This window comes from Kitasatospora sp. NPDC004289, from assembly GCF_053602875.1.
Window position 1 is genome coordinate 75,519 of sequence record NZ_JBSGEL010000020.1, and the last position, 14,983, is coordinate 90,501.

At 72.1% G+C, this 14,983-nt stretch carries 31 protein-coding genes; all 31 read right to left on the reverse strand.

What is annotated here, in order from left to right; genetic code table 11:
* Positions 1 to 9 precede the first annotated feature (9 nt).
* Complete coding sequence (locus ACWEPF_RS16030; RefSeq protein WP_452173008.1) at positions 10 to 1,524, reverse strand: phage portal protein; 1,515 nt, start codon at positions 1,522 to 1,524, stop codon at positions 10 to 12.
* Positions 1,511 to 1,732, reverse strand: a complete 222-nt coding sequence (locus ACWEPF_RS16035; RefSeq protein ID WP_452173009.1) for a hypothetical protein — start codon at positions 1,730 to 1,732, stop codon at positions 1,511 to 1,513. Before ACWEPF_RS16035 ends, ACWEPF_RS16030 begins: the two co-directional genes overlap by 14 nt.
* On the reverse strand, positions 1,729 to 2,976 hold the full coding sequence (locus tag ACWEPF_RS16040) for a PBSX family phage terminase large subunit (protein WP_452173010.1): 1,248 nt from the start codon (positions 2,974 to 2,976) through the stop codon (positions 1,729 to 1,731). Before ACWEPF_RS16040 ends, ACWEPF_RS16035 begins: the two co-directional genes overlap by 4 nt.
* Positions 2,976 to 3,509 (reverse strand): helix-turn-helix domain-containing protein, encoded by a 534-nt coding sequence (locus tag ACWEPF_RS16045; protein ID WP_452173011.1) that lies wholly within the window; start codon positions 3,507 to 3,509, stop codon positions 2,976 to 2,978. The genes ACWEPF_RS16040 and ACWEPF_RS16045 overlap by 1 nt, the downstream gene beginning before the upstream one ends.
* Positions 3,500 to 4,168: a DUF4082 domain-containing protein gene (locus tag ACWEPF_RS16050; protein WP_452173012.1), complete on the reverse strand. Its 669-nt coding sequence runs from the start codon at positions 4,166 to 4,168 to the stop codon at positions 3,500 to 3,502. Before ACWEPF_RS16050 ends, ACWEPF_RS16045 begins: the two co-directional genes overlap by 10 nt.
* A gap of 10 nt (positions 4,169 to 4,178) precedes the next feature.
* Positions 4,179 to 5,075, reverse strand: a complete 897-nt coding sequence (locus ACWEPF_RS16055; protein ID WP_452173013.1) for a hypothetical protein — start codon at positions 5,073 to 5,075, stop codon at positions 4,179 to 4,181.
* Between the two features lie 6 nt (positions 5,076 to 5,081).
* On the reverse strand, positions 5,082 to 5,273 hold the full coding sequence (locus ACWEPF_RS16060; protein ID WP_452173014.1) for a hypothetical protein: 192 nt from the start codon (positions 5,271 to 5,273) through the stop codon (positions 5,082 to 5,084).
* A 24-nt stretch (positions 5,274 to 5,297) separates the two neighbouring features.
* Positions 5,298 to 5,594, reverse strand: a complete 297-nt coding sequence (locus tag ACWEPF_RS16065; RefSeq protein WP_452173015.1) for a hypothetical protein — start codon at positions 5,592 to 5,594, stop codon at positions 5,298 to 5,300.
* A 264-nt stretch (positions 5,595 to 5,858) separates the two neighbouring features.
* Positions 5,859 to 6,629 carry a DUF2637 domain-containing protein gene (locus ACWEPF_RS16070; protein ID WP_452173016.1) on the reverse strand — a complete coding sequence of 257 codons (771 nt, stop codon included), beginning with the start codon at positions 6,627 to 6,629 and terminating at the stop codon, positions 5,859 to 5,861.
* Positions 6,630 to 6,774: 145 nt separating this feature from the next.
* Positions 6,775 to 7,104: a hypothetical protein gene (locus ACWEPF_RS16075; protein ID WP_452173017.1), complete on the reverse strand. Its 330-nt coding sequence runs from the start codon at positions 7,102 to 7,104 to the stop codon at positions 6,775 to 6,777.
* 48 nt (positions 7,105 to 7,152) lie between these two features.
* On the reverse strand, positions 7,153 to 7,599 hold the full coding sequence (locus ACWEPF_RS16080) for a DUF6221 family protein (protein WP_452173018.1): 447 nt from the start codon (positions 7,597 to 7,599) through the stop codon (positions 7,153 to 7,155).
* Between the two features lie 44 nt (positions 7,600 to 7,643).
* Positions 7,644 to 8,057 (reverse strand): DUF6221 family protein, encoded by a 414-nt coding sequence (locus ACWEPF_RS16085; RefSeq protein WP_452173019.1) that lies wholly within the window; start codon positions 8,055 to 8,057, stop codon positions 7,644 to 7,646.
* A gap of 77 nt (positions 8,058 to 8,134) precedes the next feature.
* Positions 8,135 to 8,884, reverse strand: a complete 750-nt coding sequence (locus tag ACWEPF_RS16090; RefSeq protein ID WP_452173020.1) for a hypothetical protein — start codon at positions 8,882 to 8,884, stop codon at positions 8,135 to 8,137.
* 94 nt (positions 8,885 to 8,978) lie between these two features.
* On the reverse strand, positions 8,979 to 9,293 hold the full coding sequence (locus ACWEPF_RS16095) for a helix-turn-helix domain-containing protein (protein ID WP_452173021.1): 315 nt from the start codon (positions 9,291 to 9,293) through the stop codon (positions 8,979 to 8,981).
* A gap of 28 nt (positions 9,294 to 9,321) precedes the next feature.
* A complete protein-coding gene (locus ACWEPF_RS16100) occupies positions 9,322 to 9,702 on the reverse strand; it encodes a hypothetical protein (protein ID WP_452173022.1) in 381 nt (126 codons plus the stop codon).
* A gap of 27 nt (positions 9,703 to 9,729) precedes the next feature.
* Positions 9,730 to 10,014 (reverse strand): hypothetical protein, encoded by a 285-nt coding sequence (locus ACWEPF_RS16105; RefSeq protein ID WP_452173023.1) that lies wholly within the window; start codon positions 10,012 to 10,014, stop codon positions 9,730 to 9,732.
* Positions 10,015 to 10,033: 19 nt separating this feature from the next.
* Entirely contained in the window at positions 10,034 to 10,681 is a 648-nt protein-coding gene (locus tag ACWEPF_RS16110; protein ID WP_452173024.1) for a hypothetical protein, read from the reverse strand.
* Positions 10,678 to 10,869, reverse strand: a complete 192-nt coding sequence (locus ACWEPF_RS16115; protein WP_452173025.1) for a hypothetical protein — start codon at positions 10,867 to 10,869, stop codon at positions 10,678 to 10,680. The genes ACWEPF_RS16110 and ACWEPF_RS16115 overlap by 4 nt, the downstream gene beginning before the upstream one ends.
* A gap of 110 nt (positions 10,870 to 10,979) precedes the next feature.
* Positions 10,980 to 11,564 carry a hypothetical protein gene (locus tag ACWEPF_RS16120; RefSeq protein ID WP_452173026.1) on the reverse strand — a complete coding sequence of 195 codons (585 nt, stop codon included), beginning with the start codon at positions 11,562 to 11,564 and terminating at the stop codon, positions 10,980 to 10,982.
* Complete coding sequence (locus ACWEPF_RS16125; protein ID WP_452173027.1) at positions 11,561 to 11,776, reverse strand: hypothetical protein; 216 nt, start codon at positions 11,774 to 11,776, stop codon at positions 11,561 to 11,563. Before ACWEPF_RS16125 ends, ACWEPF_RS16120 begins: the two co-directional genes overlap by 4 nt.
* Positions 11,773 to 12,012, reverse strand: a complete 240-nt coding sequence (locus ACWEPF_RS16130; RefSeq protein ID WP_452173028.1) for a hypothetical protein — start codon at positions 12,010 to 12,012, stop codon at positions 11,773 to 11,775. The genes ACWEPF_RS16125 and ACWEPF_RS16130 overlap by 4 nt, the downstream gene beginning before the upstream one ends.
* Complete coding sequence (locus tag ACWEPF_RS16135; protein ID WP_452173029.1) at positions 12,009 to 12,377, reverse strand: DUF2493 domain-containing protein; 369 nt, start codon at positions 12,375 to 12,377, stop codon at positions 12,009 to 12,011. Before ACWEPF_RS16135 ends, ACWEPF_RS16130 begins: the two co-directional genes overlap by 4 nt.
* Entirely contained in the window at positions 12,374 to 12,553 is a 180-nt protein-coding gene (locus ACWEPF_RS16140; protein WP_452173030.1) for a hypothetical protein, read from the reverse strand. Before ACWEPF_RS16140 ends, ACWEPF_RS16135 begins: the two co-directional genes overlap by 4 nt.
* Entirely contained in the window at positions 12,550 to 12,915 is a 366-nt protein-coding gene (locus tag ACWEPF_RS16145; RefSeq protein ID WP_452173031.1) for a hypothetical protein, read from the reverse strand. The genes ACWEPF_RS16140 and ACWEPF_RS16145 overlap by 4 nt, the downstream gene beginning before the upstream one ends.
* Positions 12,916 to 12,975: 60 nt before the next feature.
* Entirely contained in the window at positions 12,976 to 13,191 is a 216-nt protein-coding gene (locus ACWEPF_RS16150) for a hypothetical protein (RefSeq protein WP_452173032.1), read from the reverse strand.
* A 17-nt stretch (positions 13,192 to 13,208) separates the two neighbouring features.
* On the reverse strand, positions 13,209 to 13,514 hold the full coding sequence (locus tag ACWEPF_RS16155; protein WP_452173033.1) for a hypothetical protein: 306 nt from the start codon (positions 13,512 to 13,514) through the stop codon (positions 13,209 to 13,211).
* Positions 13,515 to 13,516: 2 nt separating this feature from the next.
* Positions 13,517 to 13,858 carry a hypothetical protein gene (locus ACWEPF_RS16160; RefSeq protein WP_452173034.1) on the reverse strand — a complete coding sequence of 114 codons (342 nt, stop codon included), beginning with the start codon at positions 13,856 to 13,858 and terminating at the stop codon, positions 13,517 to 13,519.
* Entirely contained in the window at positions 13,855 to 14,076 is a 222-nt protein-coding gene (locus ACWEPF_RS16165; protein ID WP_452173035.1) for a hypothetical protein, read from the reverse strand. The genes ACWEPF_RS16160 and ACWEPF_RS16165 overlap by 4 nt, the downstream gene beginning before the upstream one ends.
* A 2-nt stretch (positions 14,077 to 14,078) precedes the next feature.
* Positions 14,079 to 14,459, reverse strand: coding sequence for a hypothetical protein (locus tag ACWEPF_RS16170; protein ID WP_452173036.1), 381 nt, complete (start codon positions 14,457 to 14,459; stop codon positions 14,079 to 14,081).
* A 2-nt stretch (positions 14,460 to 14,461) separates the two neighbouring features.
* The gene (locus ACWEPF_RS16175; RefSeq protein ID WP_452173037.1) at positions 14,462 to 14,647 is read right to left on the reverse strand and encodes a hypothetical protein; all 186 of its coding nucleotides are present in this window, start codon (positions 14,645 to 14,647) and stop codon (positions 14,462 to 14,464) included.
* Positions 14,648 to 14,667: 20 nt separating this feature from the next.
* Positions 14,668 to 14,925: a hypothetical protein gene (locus ACWEPF_RS16180; protein ID WP_452173038.1), complete on the reverse strand. Its 258-nt coding sequence runs from the start codon at positions 14,923 to 14,925 to the stop codon at positions 14,668 to 14,670.
* Between the last annotated feature and the right edge of the window lie 58 nt (positions 14,926 to 14,983).

A 14,983-nucleotide genomic window follows, 5' to 3' on the forward strand; every position in this document is an offset into this window, starting at 1 on the left:
CCCTGTCGGTCAGGTCAGGCCAGCGCCGCCAGCGCCGAGGAGGACCGGGTCCGCTTCCGGGCCGAGGCCCTGCTCGGCGGTGATCCGGTCGGTCTCCTCCTTGACGGCGGTGTCGTCCCAGTCCGGGTGCAGCATCTGCACCTTGACCTGCGTCGATGCCGCCCGGGCCTGCTCCAGCAGGCTCAGCGTCTCCGCCACGACCTTCGGGTCCTCCTGCACGGAGTCCTCGAACGTCACCGTCGGCGGTTCCAGCGACAGGCCGGCGACCTTGAACTGGTCGCCGGCCATCACGCCGAGCCACGCCGCGGTGATCTGCGCGAGGCCGTACTGCTCGTACAGGGCCTTGCGGGCCCGGGTCGACATCGAGCGTCCCTGACGGGCCTTGATCTCGGTGGCGGTGACCGCCTGCCCGTCGCTGACCTGTCCGAACGTCGCCGCCGAGTAGCCGGCCTGACGGACCGCCTGCTCGGTGAGAGCCTGCGCGGTCCGTTCGTGCTCAGCCACCCGGATCGCGAACTGGGACAGGGTGATGCCAGCGCCAGCCGTGGGCGGGATGTTCAGCTCGGCGTAGACCTCGCGGTCCAGATCCGCGCTGACGCCCCGCCCTGGGCCGTTGCTGGTGAGGTACTGCTGGTCCAACAGGATCCGGCCCTTGCCGAGGCGGATGTCCCGCATCCAGCTGGACCAGGTCTCGTCGAGCTGGTCGAAGATCCCTTCGATGCCCTGATAGTCGGACTGGCCGAGGTACTCCGCCTGCGGGATCCCGGGCCAGCCCCTGGCGGGGCGGCAGTTGGGGACGTGAGCGGCCGTCAGGAGCTTCGTCCCGGTGGCCACTTCGCGGGCGAGGTCCTTGGTGGCCGGCTGGGCAGTGAGCGGCTGGGGCATGCCGAGGTGATCCTCCGTGCCCTCGTACAGGCCGTGCAGGATCACGCCGGATTCGTGCCGCTCCAGGTGGCGCCACACGGTCTGGCCCTCGACGGCGACGACCTGCCAGAACGTGGCGGCGGTCAGGACGCCGAAGGTGAACTCGGGGATGGCGCAGTCCCCACCGACGACGCTGATCCAGGGCGTGGGGCGGACGGCCTGGTTCCAGACCACGCGGTAGTACTTGTTGCCCATCGCGGCCGAGCGCTCGCCGCCCTCCACCAGGGTGGGGAACAGGCTGCCGTCCATCAGGTCGTCGAGCGCCTGTTGGGTGGCGGTGGCGGTGGCGGTGAGCTTCGGCGGTTCGGAGAACAGCAGGTCGGAGGAGGTGCGGGCGATGTCGGCGGCGAGGGGGATGTGGAGCTTGGCGCGGCGCTCGCCGGCGGCGGTGGGCTGGCCCCAGAACCAGCGGGAGAAGCGGCCGACGATCCCACCGCGGTACTGCGAGGGCCGGTTGACGGCGCCCTTGACCGCGCGGTTGGTGTAGCGGTCGGCGATCAGGTCGGGGTTGGAGGAGTACCAGGCGGCCCAGTCGGCGTAGGAGTTGAGGATGACCGGGTCGGTCGGCGGCCAGTGCTGGTCGCGGTCAGGCAGCGGCACCGGGCACCTCCTGACGCAGGTCGGGGTCCATCCGGTCCGCGCGCCGGGTCAGCGCTGCGACGTTCTCGGGATCAGGCTCGGTGGCCGCCATCTGCCTAAGGCCAGCAGCCACCCGCCGCATGAACGGAGGGCACTGGGCCAGGGCCTGATCCTCACCGTAGGTGCGCGCGTAGGAGCTCCTGAACTCCTCGTAGGACTGGGCGGTCATGCGGCGGCCTCCAGGTCGTTGGGGATGAGGCCGCGCCAGGTGTGCGAGGTTGAATGCAGGGCGTATCGAAGTGCGTCACATGAGTGATCGTTGATCTTCAATGGCTTGTCCTCGCCCCGCTCGGCCGCCGCGTCATCCCACGCGTAGCCCGGCAGCTCGTCCAGCAGACCGGCACAGGAACGGTGGACCGACACCAGCCCCGAGGCCAACGCCACGGACACCGAGCGGATCCCGTCCAGCACGTCGTTGACGGCCGGCGCGACCCCGGGCACCCCATCCGCCCACAGCTGGGTGGAGAACGACGCGGCCGACGGGTCGACGAACACCCACTCCGGGCTGGCGGCCTGCTCGTTGAGCCAGCGGCGGACCTGTGTGGAGTACTGGGCGTCGGTCAGCTGCTGGCGGGCGAGGCGGGAGTCGTGCCGGTACTCCGAGGTGATGTACAGGCGCCCGTCCGCGCCGGCGCCGAGCAGCAGCGCGGAGAGCGGGTTGACGGTGCCGTAGTCGATGCCGACGGCCATCCAGCGGGTGATCTGCGGCAGCAGGTCGACGACCATGTGGTCGGGGTCCCACATGTCGTAGATCGCGCCTTCGGCCTGGACCCAGGCGCCGTCGATGAAACGGCGGTACCACAGGCCCACGTACTCGGCTTTGAGGGAGGCGACGTAGTCGGGGGCGAGCGAGGGGTTGTCGTCGAGGGTGAAGTGCCAGGACCGCAGGTTGAGTTCGCCGGCGCGGTCGAGGAACTTCTTCTTCAGCCAGTGCCCGGGGCCGTCCGGGTTGGTGGTGGCGAACAGCCGGGCGCCCGGCACGCTCAGGCGGCCGAGGAGCTGGTTCCAGAACCCTTCCGGGATGAGCGTGGCCTCGTCCACATACGCCAACGAGGCGGTGAGGCCACGGAGTCGGCCCTCGGACCTGCTGTCGTTGGCACCGATGAGGTGCACGACCCGGCCGAGGATGACCGCAGTGGGGGCGCCGGTGGTGTGCTTGATCTGGCGGGCGATCGGCCCGAACAGGGCCTCGTCCATGAGGGGTTCGAGGGCGTTGCGCTCGATGGTCTGCAACGACTTGCCGACCATGACGATCAGGCCAGACGACGGTGCTGTGACGACGGCGATCAAGAACGCCAGGAGCGATGCGATGGTCTTGCCGGAGCGGACCGCGCCGGACCAGACGTTGATGCGGGCGGTGGCGTGCGCGATCGAGCGGAGTTGCTTGGCGGAGAGGACGAACTGGTCGAGCATCAGTCCTCCCCGGCGTCGGCCTCCTCCACAACCCGGCGGATGCCCTCGGCCAGGGCGCCGAGCACAGAGCGGGCTTCGGACGCGCCGTCACCAGCGTCAACGGCCTCCAGCTTCGCGGCGGAGGCGAGGTAGCTGCTGATGGAGTTGGCGAGGTTGCGCTCGTCCTGCGCCGGCGGATTCGGCGCCTCGACTTCCTCGGGCCCTTCGGGGCCGGACAGGTGGTAGGTGTACGTGTCGGATTCGAGGCGGTCGAGGACGGCCTCGGACCGGCGGTACAGCCGGTCGACGATCGCCTGCCGTCTGATCTTGTGGTCGATCTGGATGGCCCGGGTGGCGGCGATGACCTCGGGTGCTCGCTCGAAGGTCCCGCCAGCGTCGGCGACGACGCGGGAGATGGTGCCAGCGCCGATTTTGGTCTGGCGGTTGATGTCGTTCCGGGAGACACCCTCAGCGTGGAGTTCGAGGATCAAGGCCTGTTCCGCCTCGGTGAGTGGGGCGTGGCGGTCGGGCCTGGCCGGCTCGTCTACGCCCATGAGCTGCCTCCCCACACCTTCGTCGGCTTGGTGACCCAGGCGGATCCGTTCCAGGTCTTGAGGGTCTTGGTCTGCCAGGCCGAGCCGGACCAGACCTTGACGGGCCGTCCGGGACTGGCGGGCGGGGTGTCGTCCACGGAGACGTCGAGCCAGTACCGCGAGGAGTTGAACGTGTCGGTGGGCAGCGACAGGGTGTTCGGCGACTCGCGGTAGGTGTTCGAGCCGTACTTGGCGTTGCCGCTGGCTGGTGCGGTGATGATCCCCACCGTGCGATCGGCGGTCATGGTGTTCTGGGTGAAGGTGAAGCCGCCGCCGGGGTGGTAGATGACCGCCATGTACCGGGTGGCGTCGGTGCCGTCGTAGGTGGTGAGGGCGAGCGGGGTAGCGAGGGTGACGGAGTTCCATGCGCCGAGTGTTCCGACCACGCCGAAGCTCGTGTCGGGGGTGAGGAGGGCGCCGTCGGAGAGGCGGTAGATGCCGCCGCGGCGGACGTTGTTGTCGCCGTCGGTGTTGGCGCGCCAGAACCAGAGCTTGGTGGCCCAGGCGGTGGTGCTGACGCGGAACTCCATGCCCACGCTGATGCCGTCGTTGGCGGCGGCGCCGTCGTTGGCCCAGTTGGCGGGGCCGGTGAACCCGGAGTAGACGCGGACCTCCGTCATGGCTCACCGCCTACGTGGTGTCGATCCAGACGTCCCCGGTGGTCGGGCTCGATGGGGCGGACGACGCGACGGTGATCTTGGGTGTGGTCGCGACCTTGAGGCCGGACCCAGGCCAACTGCCGCTCGCCTTCGGGCCCCAGATGACGATGAACCCGGAGCCCGCGGTGTCGATGTACCAGTCCCCGTCGATGCCGGTCCCGGAGCCCGGATTGCCGGTGCCGTTGAGGACGGCGTTGCCGCGCGGGCCCTGCGAACCGGTCGCTCCGGTGGCGCCCGTCGCGCCTGTGGATCCGGGGTTGCCCTGCGGCCCCTGACTGCCGGTTGCCCCAGTGTTGCCGGTGTCGCCCTTCGGGCCCTGGGCGCCCGTGGCGCCGGTCGCGCCCGCGTTGCCCTGGGGGCCTTGCGCACCGGTCGCGCCGGTCGCCCCTGCGGCCCCCGTGTCGCCCTTCGGACCTGCGGGCCCCGTTGCTCCGGCCGGACCGGTCGCCCCTGCCGGTCCCTGCGGGCCGGCCGGTCCGGTGGCGCCGGGCGGGCCCTGCGCGAACACGTAGTCCCCGGTCGCCGGGTCCACCGAGATGAGCTGGCAGATGTCCACCGTCGGCGCGAGGTCCGCGGTGATGAGGAGGTGACGGTCGATCAGCTGGCAGCCGTCGAGGATGACGACGAGGTGCGTGGTCACCCCGGTCGGCTGGATGCCGGGCTGATCGCACGCGGGCCAGACCACGCTGAACCGGCCGTCGGCGTCGAGTGGTGCGGCCACGCCGCCAGCCAGGAGGAGCGTGTCGTCCACGAGGGACAGCAGGGGTGCGTCGGGGGTGAGGTAGGCGGTGCCGGTGCAGGGGGCGCCTGCGGGGTGGTCGACGTGGCCGGTGATGGTGACGGTGGCGACGCCAGGCGGGAGCGACATGGTGCCTCACCCCTCGTAGCTGGCGCGGAGGTTGGCGGCTGCCTGTTCCAGGGCGTCGGCGATGTCGAGGGTGGTCAGGGTGATCATGCCGTTGGCGTTGGCGTTGGCGTCGGCTTCGAGCTCGATGGTGCCGATCTCATGCTCAGCGCCGCTGCCCACGCGCAGGTAGACCGGGATGCTGCCGGTTGCTGCGGCCACGGGTTCCTCCTCGGCGGGGTGCGGTCAGGTGCGCGGTGGCCAGGACCAGTGGCCGGGGGTGGGCTCGGCGGCGTAGGGCACGTCCTCGTCGAAGAGCAGGCCGGTCGGGTTGAGCACGGCGAGGCTGGCGATCCACTGCGGCTGGCCCTCGTGGTCGAGGGTGCCGTTGGGACAGCCGTCGTAGGGCTCGGCGGTCAGGTACTCGGGGACGGCGGTGATGATCGCGGCGCGCGGCAGGGGCCGGTAGCGCTGGGTGCCGTCGGGGAGGATCGGGCTGCCGTGGCTGGTGTAGTGGACGGTGCGTCCGATGGTGGGCTGCACGGCGGTCCTCCGGAAGTTGGTGGCGGCGCGGGCAGGGTGCGTACTCCTGCGCTGTCCGGACGCTGCATCAGCTGGTCCGCGCCGCCTGCATGGGGCGGCCCGCCGCAGGGGGGTGACGGCGGGCCGAGGCTGGGAACGGCGAGGGCCCCGCAGCTACTGCTCAGCTGCGGGGCCCTCGGTCTGTGGTCTGTCGTCCGCCCGGTTGTGTCCGGGCACGCGGGACGTGGGGCCAGGGTACGAGATGATCAGCGGGACTTCAACTGATCAGCCCGCGATAGCGAACTGGCGCTCCGGGTAGTCCGCCAGCTCCGGCTCGTGCTCCTCGACCTCGGCGCGGATCCTGCCTCGGATCGTTCCGCCGGTCAGCTGGCCGTGACCGGCGGCCTGGAGGGCTGCACGCATCTCGGCGGTGCCGGGCCGGTATCCACTGTCGTAGAGCGGGCGGACGACGGCGGCGCGGTCGTCCCGGTAAGCGATCGGCTTCCGCGCGGGCATCGGGGGGATCGCGGGGGCGCTGGCCTGCGTCAACTCGGTGGTGGCCGGGTCCAGCTGTGACGCGGCGGGCTTCCGGCGGGACCACCAGCGGGGCTTCGGCCCAGGGGCCGGCGCGGGCGCGGCGAGCGCCCGGAAGATCTGCCGCATCAGCGCGGTGAACGCCAGCAGTGCCGCGGTCGGCGGGATCGCGGCGACGACCTGGGTGATCGGGTCGACCTTCCCCACCGAGACGACGTTCAGCACGATGGAGCCAGCGGAGCCGAGGGCGACGAGGCCGATCGCGAACCAGTCGACGCGGCGGAGCAGGCTCGCGCGGAGGACGAGGAGTTCGCCGACGACGATGAAGCTGTCGAGGGTGGCCGGCCAGGCCCAGGCGCGGGGCCCGCTCAGGTGGTGGTCGGTCGCGAGGTCGTGGAGGGCTTCGTAGGAGAGCCAGAAGGCGACGGCGGTGAGGCCGATGGTGGCGAGGGCTGCGGCGATGGCGAGGCCGAGGGCGGCTCGGGCGCGGTCGGGGGTGGCCGTAGGGTGTGCGGTAGCCATGGGAGTTGCGTCTCCGGTGGTTAGGGCCCGCCGGGAGAGTTCGAGTCTCCCAGGTGGGCCCGCTTCGTGTGTGCCGACATCGTACCGGTGGCGTGCGTCAACATGCCCGGCCTGCTGCGGAGTTCAGCAGGCCGGGCGCGTTGGGTCAGGCGTCGGCCTCAACCCACTTGGTGACGGTGACCTCGCGTTCCTCGACGGCGGTGGCGGTGACGGTGTCGCCCCACCAGCCGTGGTCGTCGGGGTCGTAGTCGCCGAACTCGTGGTCACCGACGTCCATGCGGGCCTCGTATTCGACGGCCCAGGTCCGGCCGTCGTGCTGGAAGATCACGCGGCGGCTGGCGGTGTACTTGAGGTTTCCGAGGTGCTCGTCCGCGAGGACGTGTTCGGGGAACTCGTCGGGCTCGTCGGGGTCGTCCGGGGGGAGGTCGAGGGCGCGGAGCTCGGCGATGGTGAAGTCGCGGGTGATGCGTGCCATGGGGTCATCCTGTCCGAACTGGTCGTGCTGGGTGGGTGGTTCGGTGGTTCAGGCTCCGGGTGCCCAGTCGGTGCGGTAGTCGGGGTGGTGGGCGTACGGCAGGGCGAGGCACCGGATGGCGTGCTCCAGCCCGTACTCCTGGCCGCCATCGACTCCGTCCGGGAGCGACGGTCCGGCGTTCCTTCGGGCCCAGTGCTCGTACTCGGCGAGGATGCGCCGCTTGGCGTCGACCTCGGCGAGAGCGGATGCCGGGTCCCAGCGGGCGATGTGCCGGGCATGGGCGGTGTCGGTCGTCTCGGCGATGCCGTCGGAGCCGTTCTCGCCGGTCACGACCCAGACGCCGAAGCCGATCGCCCTGGGATTCTTGTGCAGCTCGATGTCGCGGGTCTTCTTCGCGTCCTCGATCGTCCATTCGGCCCCTTCGGCCGTGTGGGCGGTCAGGTGGTCCTCGTCGAGGCGGGCCCGCAGGAACGCCACCAAGTCGTCGTTGCTCATACCGTCATCCTCTCAGCGGTGCAGGGGTGTTGGGGCGGGGGTGGTCAGAGATCGGGCACCCAGTCGGGGTGGCAGTCGGGGTGGCTGCGGTAGGGGAACGCGAGCGCGCGCAGGGTGAGCTCGGCCTGCGCTTGGCGTTCTGGCTCCGCCCCGCGGGTGGCGATGTCCGCGCACATGGTGAGGATGTACTGCTTGGCCTTGACCTCGGCGAGGACCCGGGCCGGGTCGTGGCGGGCGATGTGCGGAGCGATGGCCTGCCCGCTGAACTCGATGTCCTGCCCACGCCAGTGCCGATCCCGCTCGTAGGGCGTGTGGAACTCGGGCGGCCACCAGAGCACCGTCTCGCCGAACTCCTCGTCCAGATGCCAGGCGGCGCTCGCGTTCCTGCTCGCGGTTCGCGCGATCTGCTCGTCTTCGTCGAGGCGGGCCTGCAGAAACGCCGCCAGGTCGTTGCTCATGTCGTCATCCTCGCAGTGGCGGTGCGGTGTTGGGGTGGGGCCCGCCAGCACCACGCTGGCGGGCCCGTTGACGCACGTCAGGCGGCGGTGATCTGGTCGATCATGCCCGCGATCGTCGCGGTCGCCCCGCACTGCTGGCACTCCAGCCGGTCCTCCCCGCCCGCGCCCGCGACGATGTCGAGCTGCCCGCCGCACCCGCACGGGAAGTTGGTGACCGCCCGGCGCTCGGTCTCACCCAGGGCCCGGTCAAGGCGCTGCCGCACCGCGCGGGCCACGTACGCCACCTGCCGACCCTCGGCGTAGGTCAGAGCCCGGTGCGGGCCGGCCGGGCCGTCGAGGCGGTCGGCGAGCCAGGCGGCGGCGTGCTCGGCGGTGCGGGGGCCGAGGTTGAAGCGCCAGCGGCGCGCGTCGGTGCGGTCCCGCTCGGCCATCGCGGCGGTGGCCAGCGCGATGTCGCGGGCCCGCTCGTCGAACGGCGAAGCCGCGTGCAGGGTGAACGGGGCGCGCTGGACGGCGCTCGCGATCTGGTCGGCGAGCTCCAGCAGTTCGGCCTCCATCTCCACCAGGGCGTCCAGCACGCCGACTCGGAGCGGGGCCGGCCGGGTGCCGGGGGCGAGGGCGGTTCGCTCGGCGCGCTCGACGGCGGCCTGCTGGTGCAGCAGCTCGGTGGCGTCCGGGTCGTCCTGGTCGAGGTCGGCCTGGTGGTCGGCGAGGCGGCCGGCGGGGGGCCAGGTCTGGGGGGTGCGGGTCTGGAGGAGTTCGCGGAGGTCGGTCCAACGGTCGGCGATGGTGCGGAGGTTGGCCTGGGGGGTGGTGCTGGTGGTCACGTCGTACTCCTGTGCTGGTGGCGTAGGGTGTGAGCACCGTGTGGGGCGTCCCTGGCTGGCAGGCTGAGGGGGCGCCCCGCTGTCGTGTCCGGGGTCAGTGGGGGTTCGGTGTTCCGGCGCCGCAGAGGTTGCAGGCGAAGCCAGCAGGCGGCTCGCCCTCGCAGATGGCGCACGGCATGTCGCTGAGCAGAGCCTCGGGCGGGATCTTGAACACCTGAGCGGTGGCGACTACTTGGTCGACGGTGATCGCGGTTGCCTTGCCGGTCTCCTGCTTGGCGATGGTCGAGCGGGCGATGGGGTGGCCGTTGGCGGTCAGGGCGTCGGCTAGGGCCTGTGCGCTCATGCCGTCGGCGAGGCGGTGGCGGCGAATGCGGGCGATCACTTCAGCGGAGGTGGGCTGGGTCGTCATGGTGGCCTCTCTGGGGCGTTGACGTGCGTCAGCGGGGGCAGGGGCGGCCGGGGTGGACGGGCTGCGTGCACCCGGCGCAGGCCATGTATGTACCGGGCTGGGCGGTGCGCGGGCCGGTCTTCTCGGCGGTGGTCTTCGGCCGGGTGGCGCGCTTGGCGACCCACCAGATACCGAGGGCGACGGCGGACACCGGCCAGAGAATGCACGCCCCGGCGCCGATGAGGACAGCCTCGATGGTGTCGGTGGTGGGCTTGCCCTGCTGGTCGGTGTGGCGGGCGGCGAAGACGGCCACACCGATCCAGACGAGGAAGGCGGCAGCGATGTAGGCGATGGCGTACGAGTTCGGGATGTCGCCGCTGTTGCTGGGGGTGTGGACGGGGGTGGGGATGATGATGGGGGCGTTCAGCATGATGGTCTCCTGGGGCGTGGACGTGCGTCAGCTGGCCGGGTCGAGCCAGGTGGTGCCGCTCCTGTCGGCGTGGGCCCCGCTGTGGCCGTGCAGGTAGAGGCAGCCGATGCCGACACGCGGGGGCAGGAGGGGCGCCGCGCAACGGCCGGGCGTGGGCGCCTGGTTGATCTCGGTGACTCGGCGCGCGATCCGCTCGACCTGGTCCCGGTGCCGCTGGGCCTCGCGGGCGGATCGGGCGGTCCGGGTGGCGGAGACGATGACGGTGGCGAGGGCGATGAGGGCGAAGGCGAGGGCGGCGATGCTGCTGGGCATGGTGGGCTCCTGACGTGCGTCAACGGGCGATGAACGGGTGCTTGTGGAGGGTGCCGAGGCCGTCTTCCGCGCAGGTCCGGCAGGCGTCGGGGGTGTGCGCGGCGGAGGCGTGGCTGCAACGGCACTTCTCGGAGGGGTCGTTCGGCACCCACTCGGCCTTGAGGCTGCCGACCGGGGGCTGCTTGGAGTACCGGCCGAGTGCCTCCCCGATCGCCGTCCAGAGCCCCTCGAAGTCGGCGTTCCTGTCGCCGCGCCCACGCCACCGATCGCGCGCCTCACGGACCGCGCCGATCGTGGCTTCGGCGGCCTTCAACCGCTCCTCCGCGTTGGGCGGTTGGACGTGCTGGCTGAGTCGGGCGGGGGGCTGGTGGCAGTCGCAGAGCCTGTCGCCGTCCGCGCAGGGCCAGCACAGCAGGTGGCCGAGGAAGTTCTCGTAGAAGGTCGGACGGCCGGGGTCGAGGCTGCCGCACTCGCAGCAGTGCGGCGCCGGGTCGGGCTTCTCGCAACAGTGGCCGTCGCAGGAGGTGAACGTGCCGCACTCCGGGGCAGGCTCGGGTCCGTCTGCGGGCTGCGGGAAGGCCAGTTTGGCGAGGTCGGCGGCGAGCTGACCCAGCATGACCTGGATGCCGTTCAGGGCGGCCTCGTAGCGCTGTCTGGGTGTGGTCACGGGGTGGTCTCCTTCGGGGTGTTGGTGCGGCGGGTGGCTCGGTCTGCTGCTCGGCGTGCGGCGCGGTTCGGCCGGGGCTCGGGTGCGTCGTCGGGGACAACCCGCTCGATACGGCCCTGCTCGCAGTCCCAGGTCGCATAGTGGGTGCCCCACGTCAGGCCCGGGCGCGGGGTGTGCTCGGTGGCCACGGTCTACTCCTCGGGGTCTCGGTCGCCGAGCGCGGCAGCGCGCATGAGGGCCAGGAGCAGGACCAGCACGGTGAGGCCTCCGCCCCAGAGGCCGGCCGTCCACCAGCCGCTCACGACCGCTCCCCGTACGGATCGGCCTTGTGCGCCTCAGCCCAACGGCGAGCGTCGTCGTGGTCGCCGACGTTGTCGGAGTACGCCGAGCAGTCCTCACAGCTGACGTTCAACTCGCCGTCGTCCTCGAAGGTGTACGAGTTGTGCGTCGGCTCGGGCGGGGCCGCACCGATCGCCTTGTAGACCTGAGCGGCGAACATGGGAGCGCACGGGACGGCGGGCACCCAGTGCTCGCCGTCGTACACCTCGCAGCAGGTGGGCTGGGCGAGGCACTCGGCGCGGTGGGCCTCGACGATGTTGCGTTGCTGCTTCGCCCGGGTGCGGGCGGAGGCCCACGCCGCGCAGTAGCGGGCGGCGTCCGCCTCGGCGCGCTCGGCCCGGTGCTTGAGCTCCCTGTTGGCGCGCTCGGCCCCGCCGGCGCTGCGGCGGTCCCGTTCACGGTCGGCCTGGTCGAGTTGCCAGAGGTGGATGAGGTGGTTGCCGTCGGAGGCGTTCATGGATCCGGCGCCGCGGCGGACGAGGCGGTCGAGGACTTCGCGTTCGGTGCGGGTGAGCGGGGGTGTGGTGGGGCGGCGGCGGGTCACTGCGGGTTCCCCTTCGCGGCGAGGGCGATCGCGGCCCACGCCTGGGCGAGGGCGACCGCGACCTGGGCGTTGTCGCGCGCCTCGGCGGCGTACCGGAGCTGGTCCCGGTCGTCGGGGCTGTACGAGACGTGGTTGGTGGCGTGGCGGGCGGCGTCGTCGGCGCGCTCGGCCCAGTCGGTGGCCTTCTGGAGTGCGCGGTCGTGGAGCTTCATCGGTTGGTCTCCTGGCGGGCGATGTGGGTGGCGATGGCGAGGCGGGCGGCCTTGTCGAGGCGCGGGAGGCCGGGCCTGCGGGTGCGGAGGTGGCGGATCGGCCAGTCCAGGTCTTCGGTGGTGGTCGGCTGGTCGACGTGGACGGTGATCTCGCTGATGCCGGTGACGGGAACCCAGTTGGTGCCGTCGTGGGTCTGGAGGTTGCCCCAGCCGGTGCCGGGCTCGAAGGGGCTCACTCGGTCACCTCCGCGGGCTCGTGGACGGGGATGCCGGCGGCTGTGGCGCGTCGCATGCAGTTGCGGGTGCCGGGTGAGCGGCCGAGGGGGAACGCGAGGCACAGGTCCGCGCCGGCCGCCACCATGGCGTGGTTGCGCAGGGGCCCGGCGGCCGGGCCGTGGGCGTTCCAGTTGGCGATGTGGACGTCGAGGGGGACGCGGTGGTCGGTGGCCCACTGGCGGGCGTGGTGGTCGGCTCCGGTGGGGCAGTCGCCGACGACGATGATCAGGTTGTCGCCGTGGGTGGCGAGTTGGGCATCGAGGGCTTGGCGGATGGGTGTGGGGTTGGGCCAGTTGCGGGCGCCGGTGACGAGGACGCGGGTCATTTCGTCTCGCCCTTCAAGCAGTTGGGGCAGGTGACGGGCCCGCCTACGGGGTGCATCCGGAAGGCCCACTTGGTCTTGCCGCACAGGGTGGTGAGGCGGCCGGGCATGGTGGCGGAGGGTTGGGCGGCGTGGGCGTGGTGGCCGCCCCGGACGCGGACGATCAGCGGGCGGGTCACTCGGCCACCTCGGCGAGGAGCTGTCGGGCGACGGCGAGGGCGTGGTGGTCGGGGCCGACCTGCTCGGCGTCCTCGGCGGCGGAGTCCAGCCAGTCGGCGAGGGCGGTGCCGACGCCGGGGTGCATCAGGGCGATCCAGTCGGCGTCGACCAGGGCCTGAGGGTCCTCAGGGGTGCCGGTGGAGGCGACGATGGCGTTGCCGTACTCGGCGGGGGCTCCGACGAACTCCCGGTTGAAGTGGGGGTGGGCGTTCCAGACGACGTCGGGGTCGTGCGTCCAGGGGCCCGCGGTGACGCCGTCGGCCTGCTGGCGGAGCTTCTTGGCGGCGGCTCGGAGGGTCTGGGCGGGGGTGCGGTCGGTCATCGGGTGCTCCGGGGGTTGGGGCCGGCCGCCGTGGGGTGCGGCGGCCAGCGTGACGGACGGTCAGACGGCGGGCAGGGCCATCACGTGGCGCTCCCAGGCGGTGGCGAACCGGCCGAGCGGCGTGTCCGGGCGGCCGGTGCCCAGGTCCTGGCCGCACTGGCACTGGGCGATGAACTCGCAGTCGCCGTAGCCGAGGATGAGGGCGTGGCCGCCCTGCCAGGTGGCGGGGAAGTCGGGGTCCGGGTCGGCGGGGGTGTGGAAGGGCAGGTTGGTCATGGTGGGTGGTCTCCTGGTCAGTCGGCCGGACGGGCGGCAGGGGCGGGGTGGTCGTAGTCGATGAGGGCGTGGTGCGCGGCGTGAGCGATCGCGGTGCAGCGGCGGGCCGAGCGGGCGTCGAGGTGGGCGGAGAGGAGCGGGGCGAGCTGCTGGTGGAGGATCGCGATCCGCTCGGACGGCTCGAAGGTGAGGCACGGGGTGCTGGAGTACTCGGTGCAGTTCTCGCACTGGCAGCCGGCCGGGGTGTGTTCGGCGAGGGTGCCGCCGCAGTCGTCGCACCAGCAGCGGGGGCACCGGTCCGGGAGCTCGGGCTGCTGGTCCACGGTCAGACCCCCTCGGCGGTGCGGTGGTTGAGCCGGTCGATGACGGCCTGGATGGCGTCGGCGGCGTCGGGCTCCTCGAACACCAGCCGGTCGTTGATGGTCTCCAGCGAGACGGTGGTGTCGCGGACGAGCTCGCGCAGGCGGCGGACCTCGGCCAGCAGCTCGGCGCGGTGCTCGCTCACCGTCGGCGTCCCGATCGCCGGCCGCTCGAAGGTCAGCGTGAACTCGCCGCCGCCGTCCAGCTGGACGGGGACCTCAACGTAGGTGTCCGGCCTGGTGGACGCGGCGCGGACCACGTCCCTCACGTGCTCGTCCAGCGGGCGGCTGTCCATGGGCTGGATCATCCGAGGTCTCCGATCTGCTCGGCGTGGTCCTGGAGGGCCTGGACGGCGTGCGCTTCGGGGCCGTGGGTGGCGAAGAGCTGTTCCAGGGCGGCGGCCATGGCGGGGCTGATGAACACGTCGTGGGCGTTGAGGAGCCACCAGCCGGACTGGTCGGGGGTGATGGTGACCGGGGCCTGGTTGACGGCGTCGGTGTACAGAGTGTCGGGCTGCTGGGGCATGGTCAGGCCTCCGGGGCGGACGGGACGGCGGTCAGGCGGAGCAGGTTGCGGACGATCGCCCGGGTCTCCGCCACCGAGTAGCGGGACGGGCGGGCCGCGAGGTCAGCGCCGAGCATCAGCCACGCCGCGTCCGCGCCACCCGTGCGCATCCGGGTCCGGGTGCAGGTGAGGTGCCACCACTGGTCGCCGAAGCGGAGGATCTCCTCGCCGTCGGCGGGCCGGAGGTCGCAGCCGGGGCAGGTCTGGCCCTGCTCCCAGCCGTTGTCGTCCACGAAGGGGCCGGTGGATTCGGTGACGCTGAGCTGGAAGGTGGTGCGGGGCCGGTCGTCGGAGGTCCAGAGCGGAAGGTCCGGGGTGATGCTGGCGGAAGGTGCGGTGGTCACGATCAGACCTCCTTGGTGGACGAGGTGGGGTCGGCGAGGACCCGTCGGACGCTGGCCTGGGCGTGCGAGCAGCAGACGCCGCAGGGCAGGTGGGCGCCGGCCCAGGTCTTGACGGCGTCGAGCTGGCGGCGGGCGGCGGCCAGCTCGTCGCGGAGGGTGGCGAGCTCGGCGGGCGTGGTGGTGTTCACGTGGGTCTCCTGGGGGTGAGTCAGCGGGTCGGGGCGGCGGGGCGGACGGTGACCTGCCAGCCGGACGGCAGGTCGTGGCCGGGCCGGTCCGGATCCGGCGTGAACGCGGGCTGGTAGCGCAGGAGGTAGCCGCCGGGCGGACGAACCCCCGCGCCGTGGATGACCGGGCCGGCGTCAATCTCGCGGATGGCGCCAAGCGGCGTGAGACCCCAGTCCTCCAGGGCCCGGAGGGCGTCGGCGAGGGACTGCCAGAGGCCGTGCTCGATGGCGTCGGTCATGAGGTGGTCGGTGTCGCGATCCTGCGGGCTACGGGGCACGAGAGGTCTCCTGGGGGTG

Coding starts and splice junctions, on each gene's coding strand:
- ACWEPF_RS16105 (WP_452173023.1), bottom strand. CDS start 10,014: ATGCCCAGCAGCATCGCCGCCCTCGCCTTCGCCCTCATCGCCCTCGCC.
- ACWEPF_RS16075 (WP_452173017.1), bottom strand. CDS start 7,104: ATGGCACGCATCACCCGCGACTTCACCATCGCCGAGCTCCGCGCCCTC.
- ACWEPF_RS16085 (WP_452173019.1), bottom strand. CDS start 8,057: ATGAGCAACGACCTGGCGGCGTTTCTGCAGGCCCGCCTCGACGAAGAC.
- ACWEPF_RS16160 (WP_452173034.1), bottom strand. CDS start 13,858: ATGATCCAGCCCATGGACAGCCGCCCGCTGGACGAGCACGTGAGGGAC.
- ACWEPF_RS16055 (WP_452173013.1), bottom strand. CDS start 5,075: ATGTCGCTCCCGCCTGGCGTCGCCACCGTCACCATCACCGGCCACGTC.
- ACWEPF_RS16145 (WP_452173031.1), bottom strand. CDS start 12,915: ATGACCGACCGCACCCCCGCCCAGACCCTCCGAGCCGCCGCCAAGAAG.
- ACWEPF_RS16050 (WP_452173012.1), bottom strand. CDS start 4,168: ATGACGGAGGTCCGCGTCTACTCCGGGTTCACCGGCCCCGCCAACTGG.
- ACWEPF_RS16100 (WP_452173022.1), bottom strand. CDS start 9,702: ATGCTGAACGCCCCCATCATCATCCCCACCCCCGTCCACACCCCCAGC.
- ACWEPF_RS16125 (WP_452173027.1), bottom strand. CDS start 11,776: ATGAAGCTCCACGACCGCGCACTCCAGAAGGCCACCGACTGGGCCGAG.
- ACWEPF_RS16070 (WP_452173016.1), bottom strand. CDS start 6,629: ATGGCTACCGCACACCCTACGGCCACCCCCGACCGCGCCCGAGCCGCC.
- ACWEPF_RS16040 (WP_452173010.1), bottom strand. CDS start 2,976: ATGCTCGACCAGTTCGTCCTCTCCGCCAAGCAACTCCGCTCGATCGCG.
- ACWEPF_RS16080 (WP_452173018.1), bottom strand. CDS start 7,599: ATGAGCAACGACGACTTGGTGGCGTTCCTGCGGGCCCGCCTCGACGAG.
- ACWEPF_RS16180 (WP_452173038.1), bottom strand. CDS start 14,925: ATGACCGACGCCATCGAGCACGGCCTCTGGCAGTCCCTCGCCGACGCC.
- ACWEPF_RS16095 (WP_452173021.1), bottom strand. CDS start 9,293: ATGACGACCCAGCCCACCTCCGCTGAAGTGATCGCCCGCATTCGCCGC.
- ACWEPF_RS16165 (WP_452173035.1), bottom strand. CDS start 14,076: ATGCCCCAGCAGCCCGACACTCTGTACACCGACGCCGTCAACCAGGCC.
- ACWEPF_RS16135 (WP_452173029.1), bottom strand. CDS start 12,377: ATGACCCGCGTCCTCGTCACCGGCGCCCGCAACTGGCCCAACCCCACA.
- ACWEPF_RS16150 (WP_452173032.1), bottom strand. CDS start 13,191: ATGACCAACCTGCCCTTCCACACCCCCGCCGACCCGGACCCCGACTTC.
- ACWEPF_RS16045 (WP_452173011.1), bottom strand. CDS start 3,509: ATGGGCGTAGACGAGCCGGCCAGGCCCGACCGCCACGCCCCACTCACC.
- ACWEPF_RS16035 (WP_452173009.1), bottom strand. CDS start 1,732: ATGACCGCCCAGTCCTACGAGGAGTTCAGGAGCTCCTACGCGCGCACC.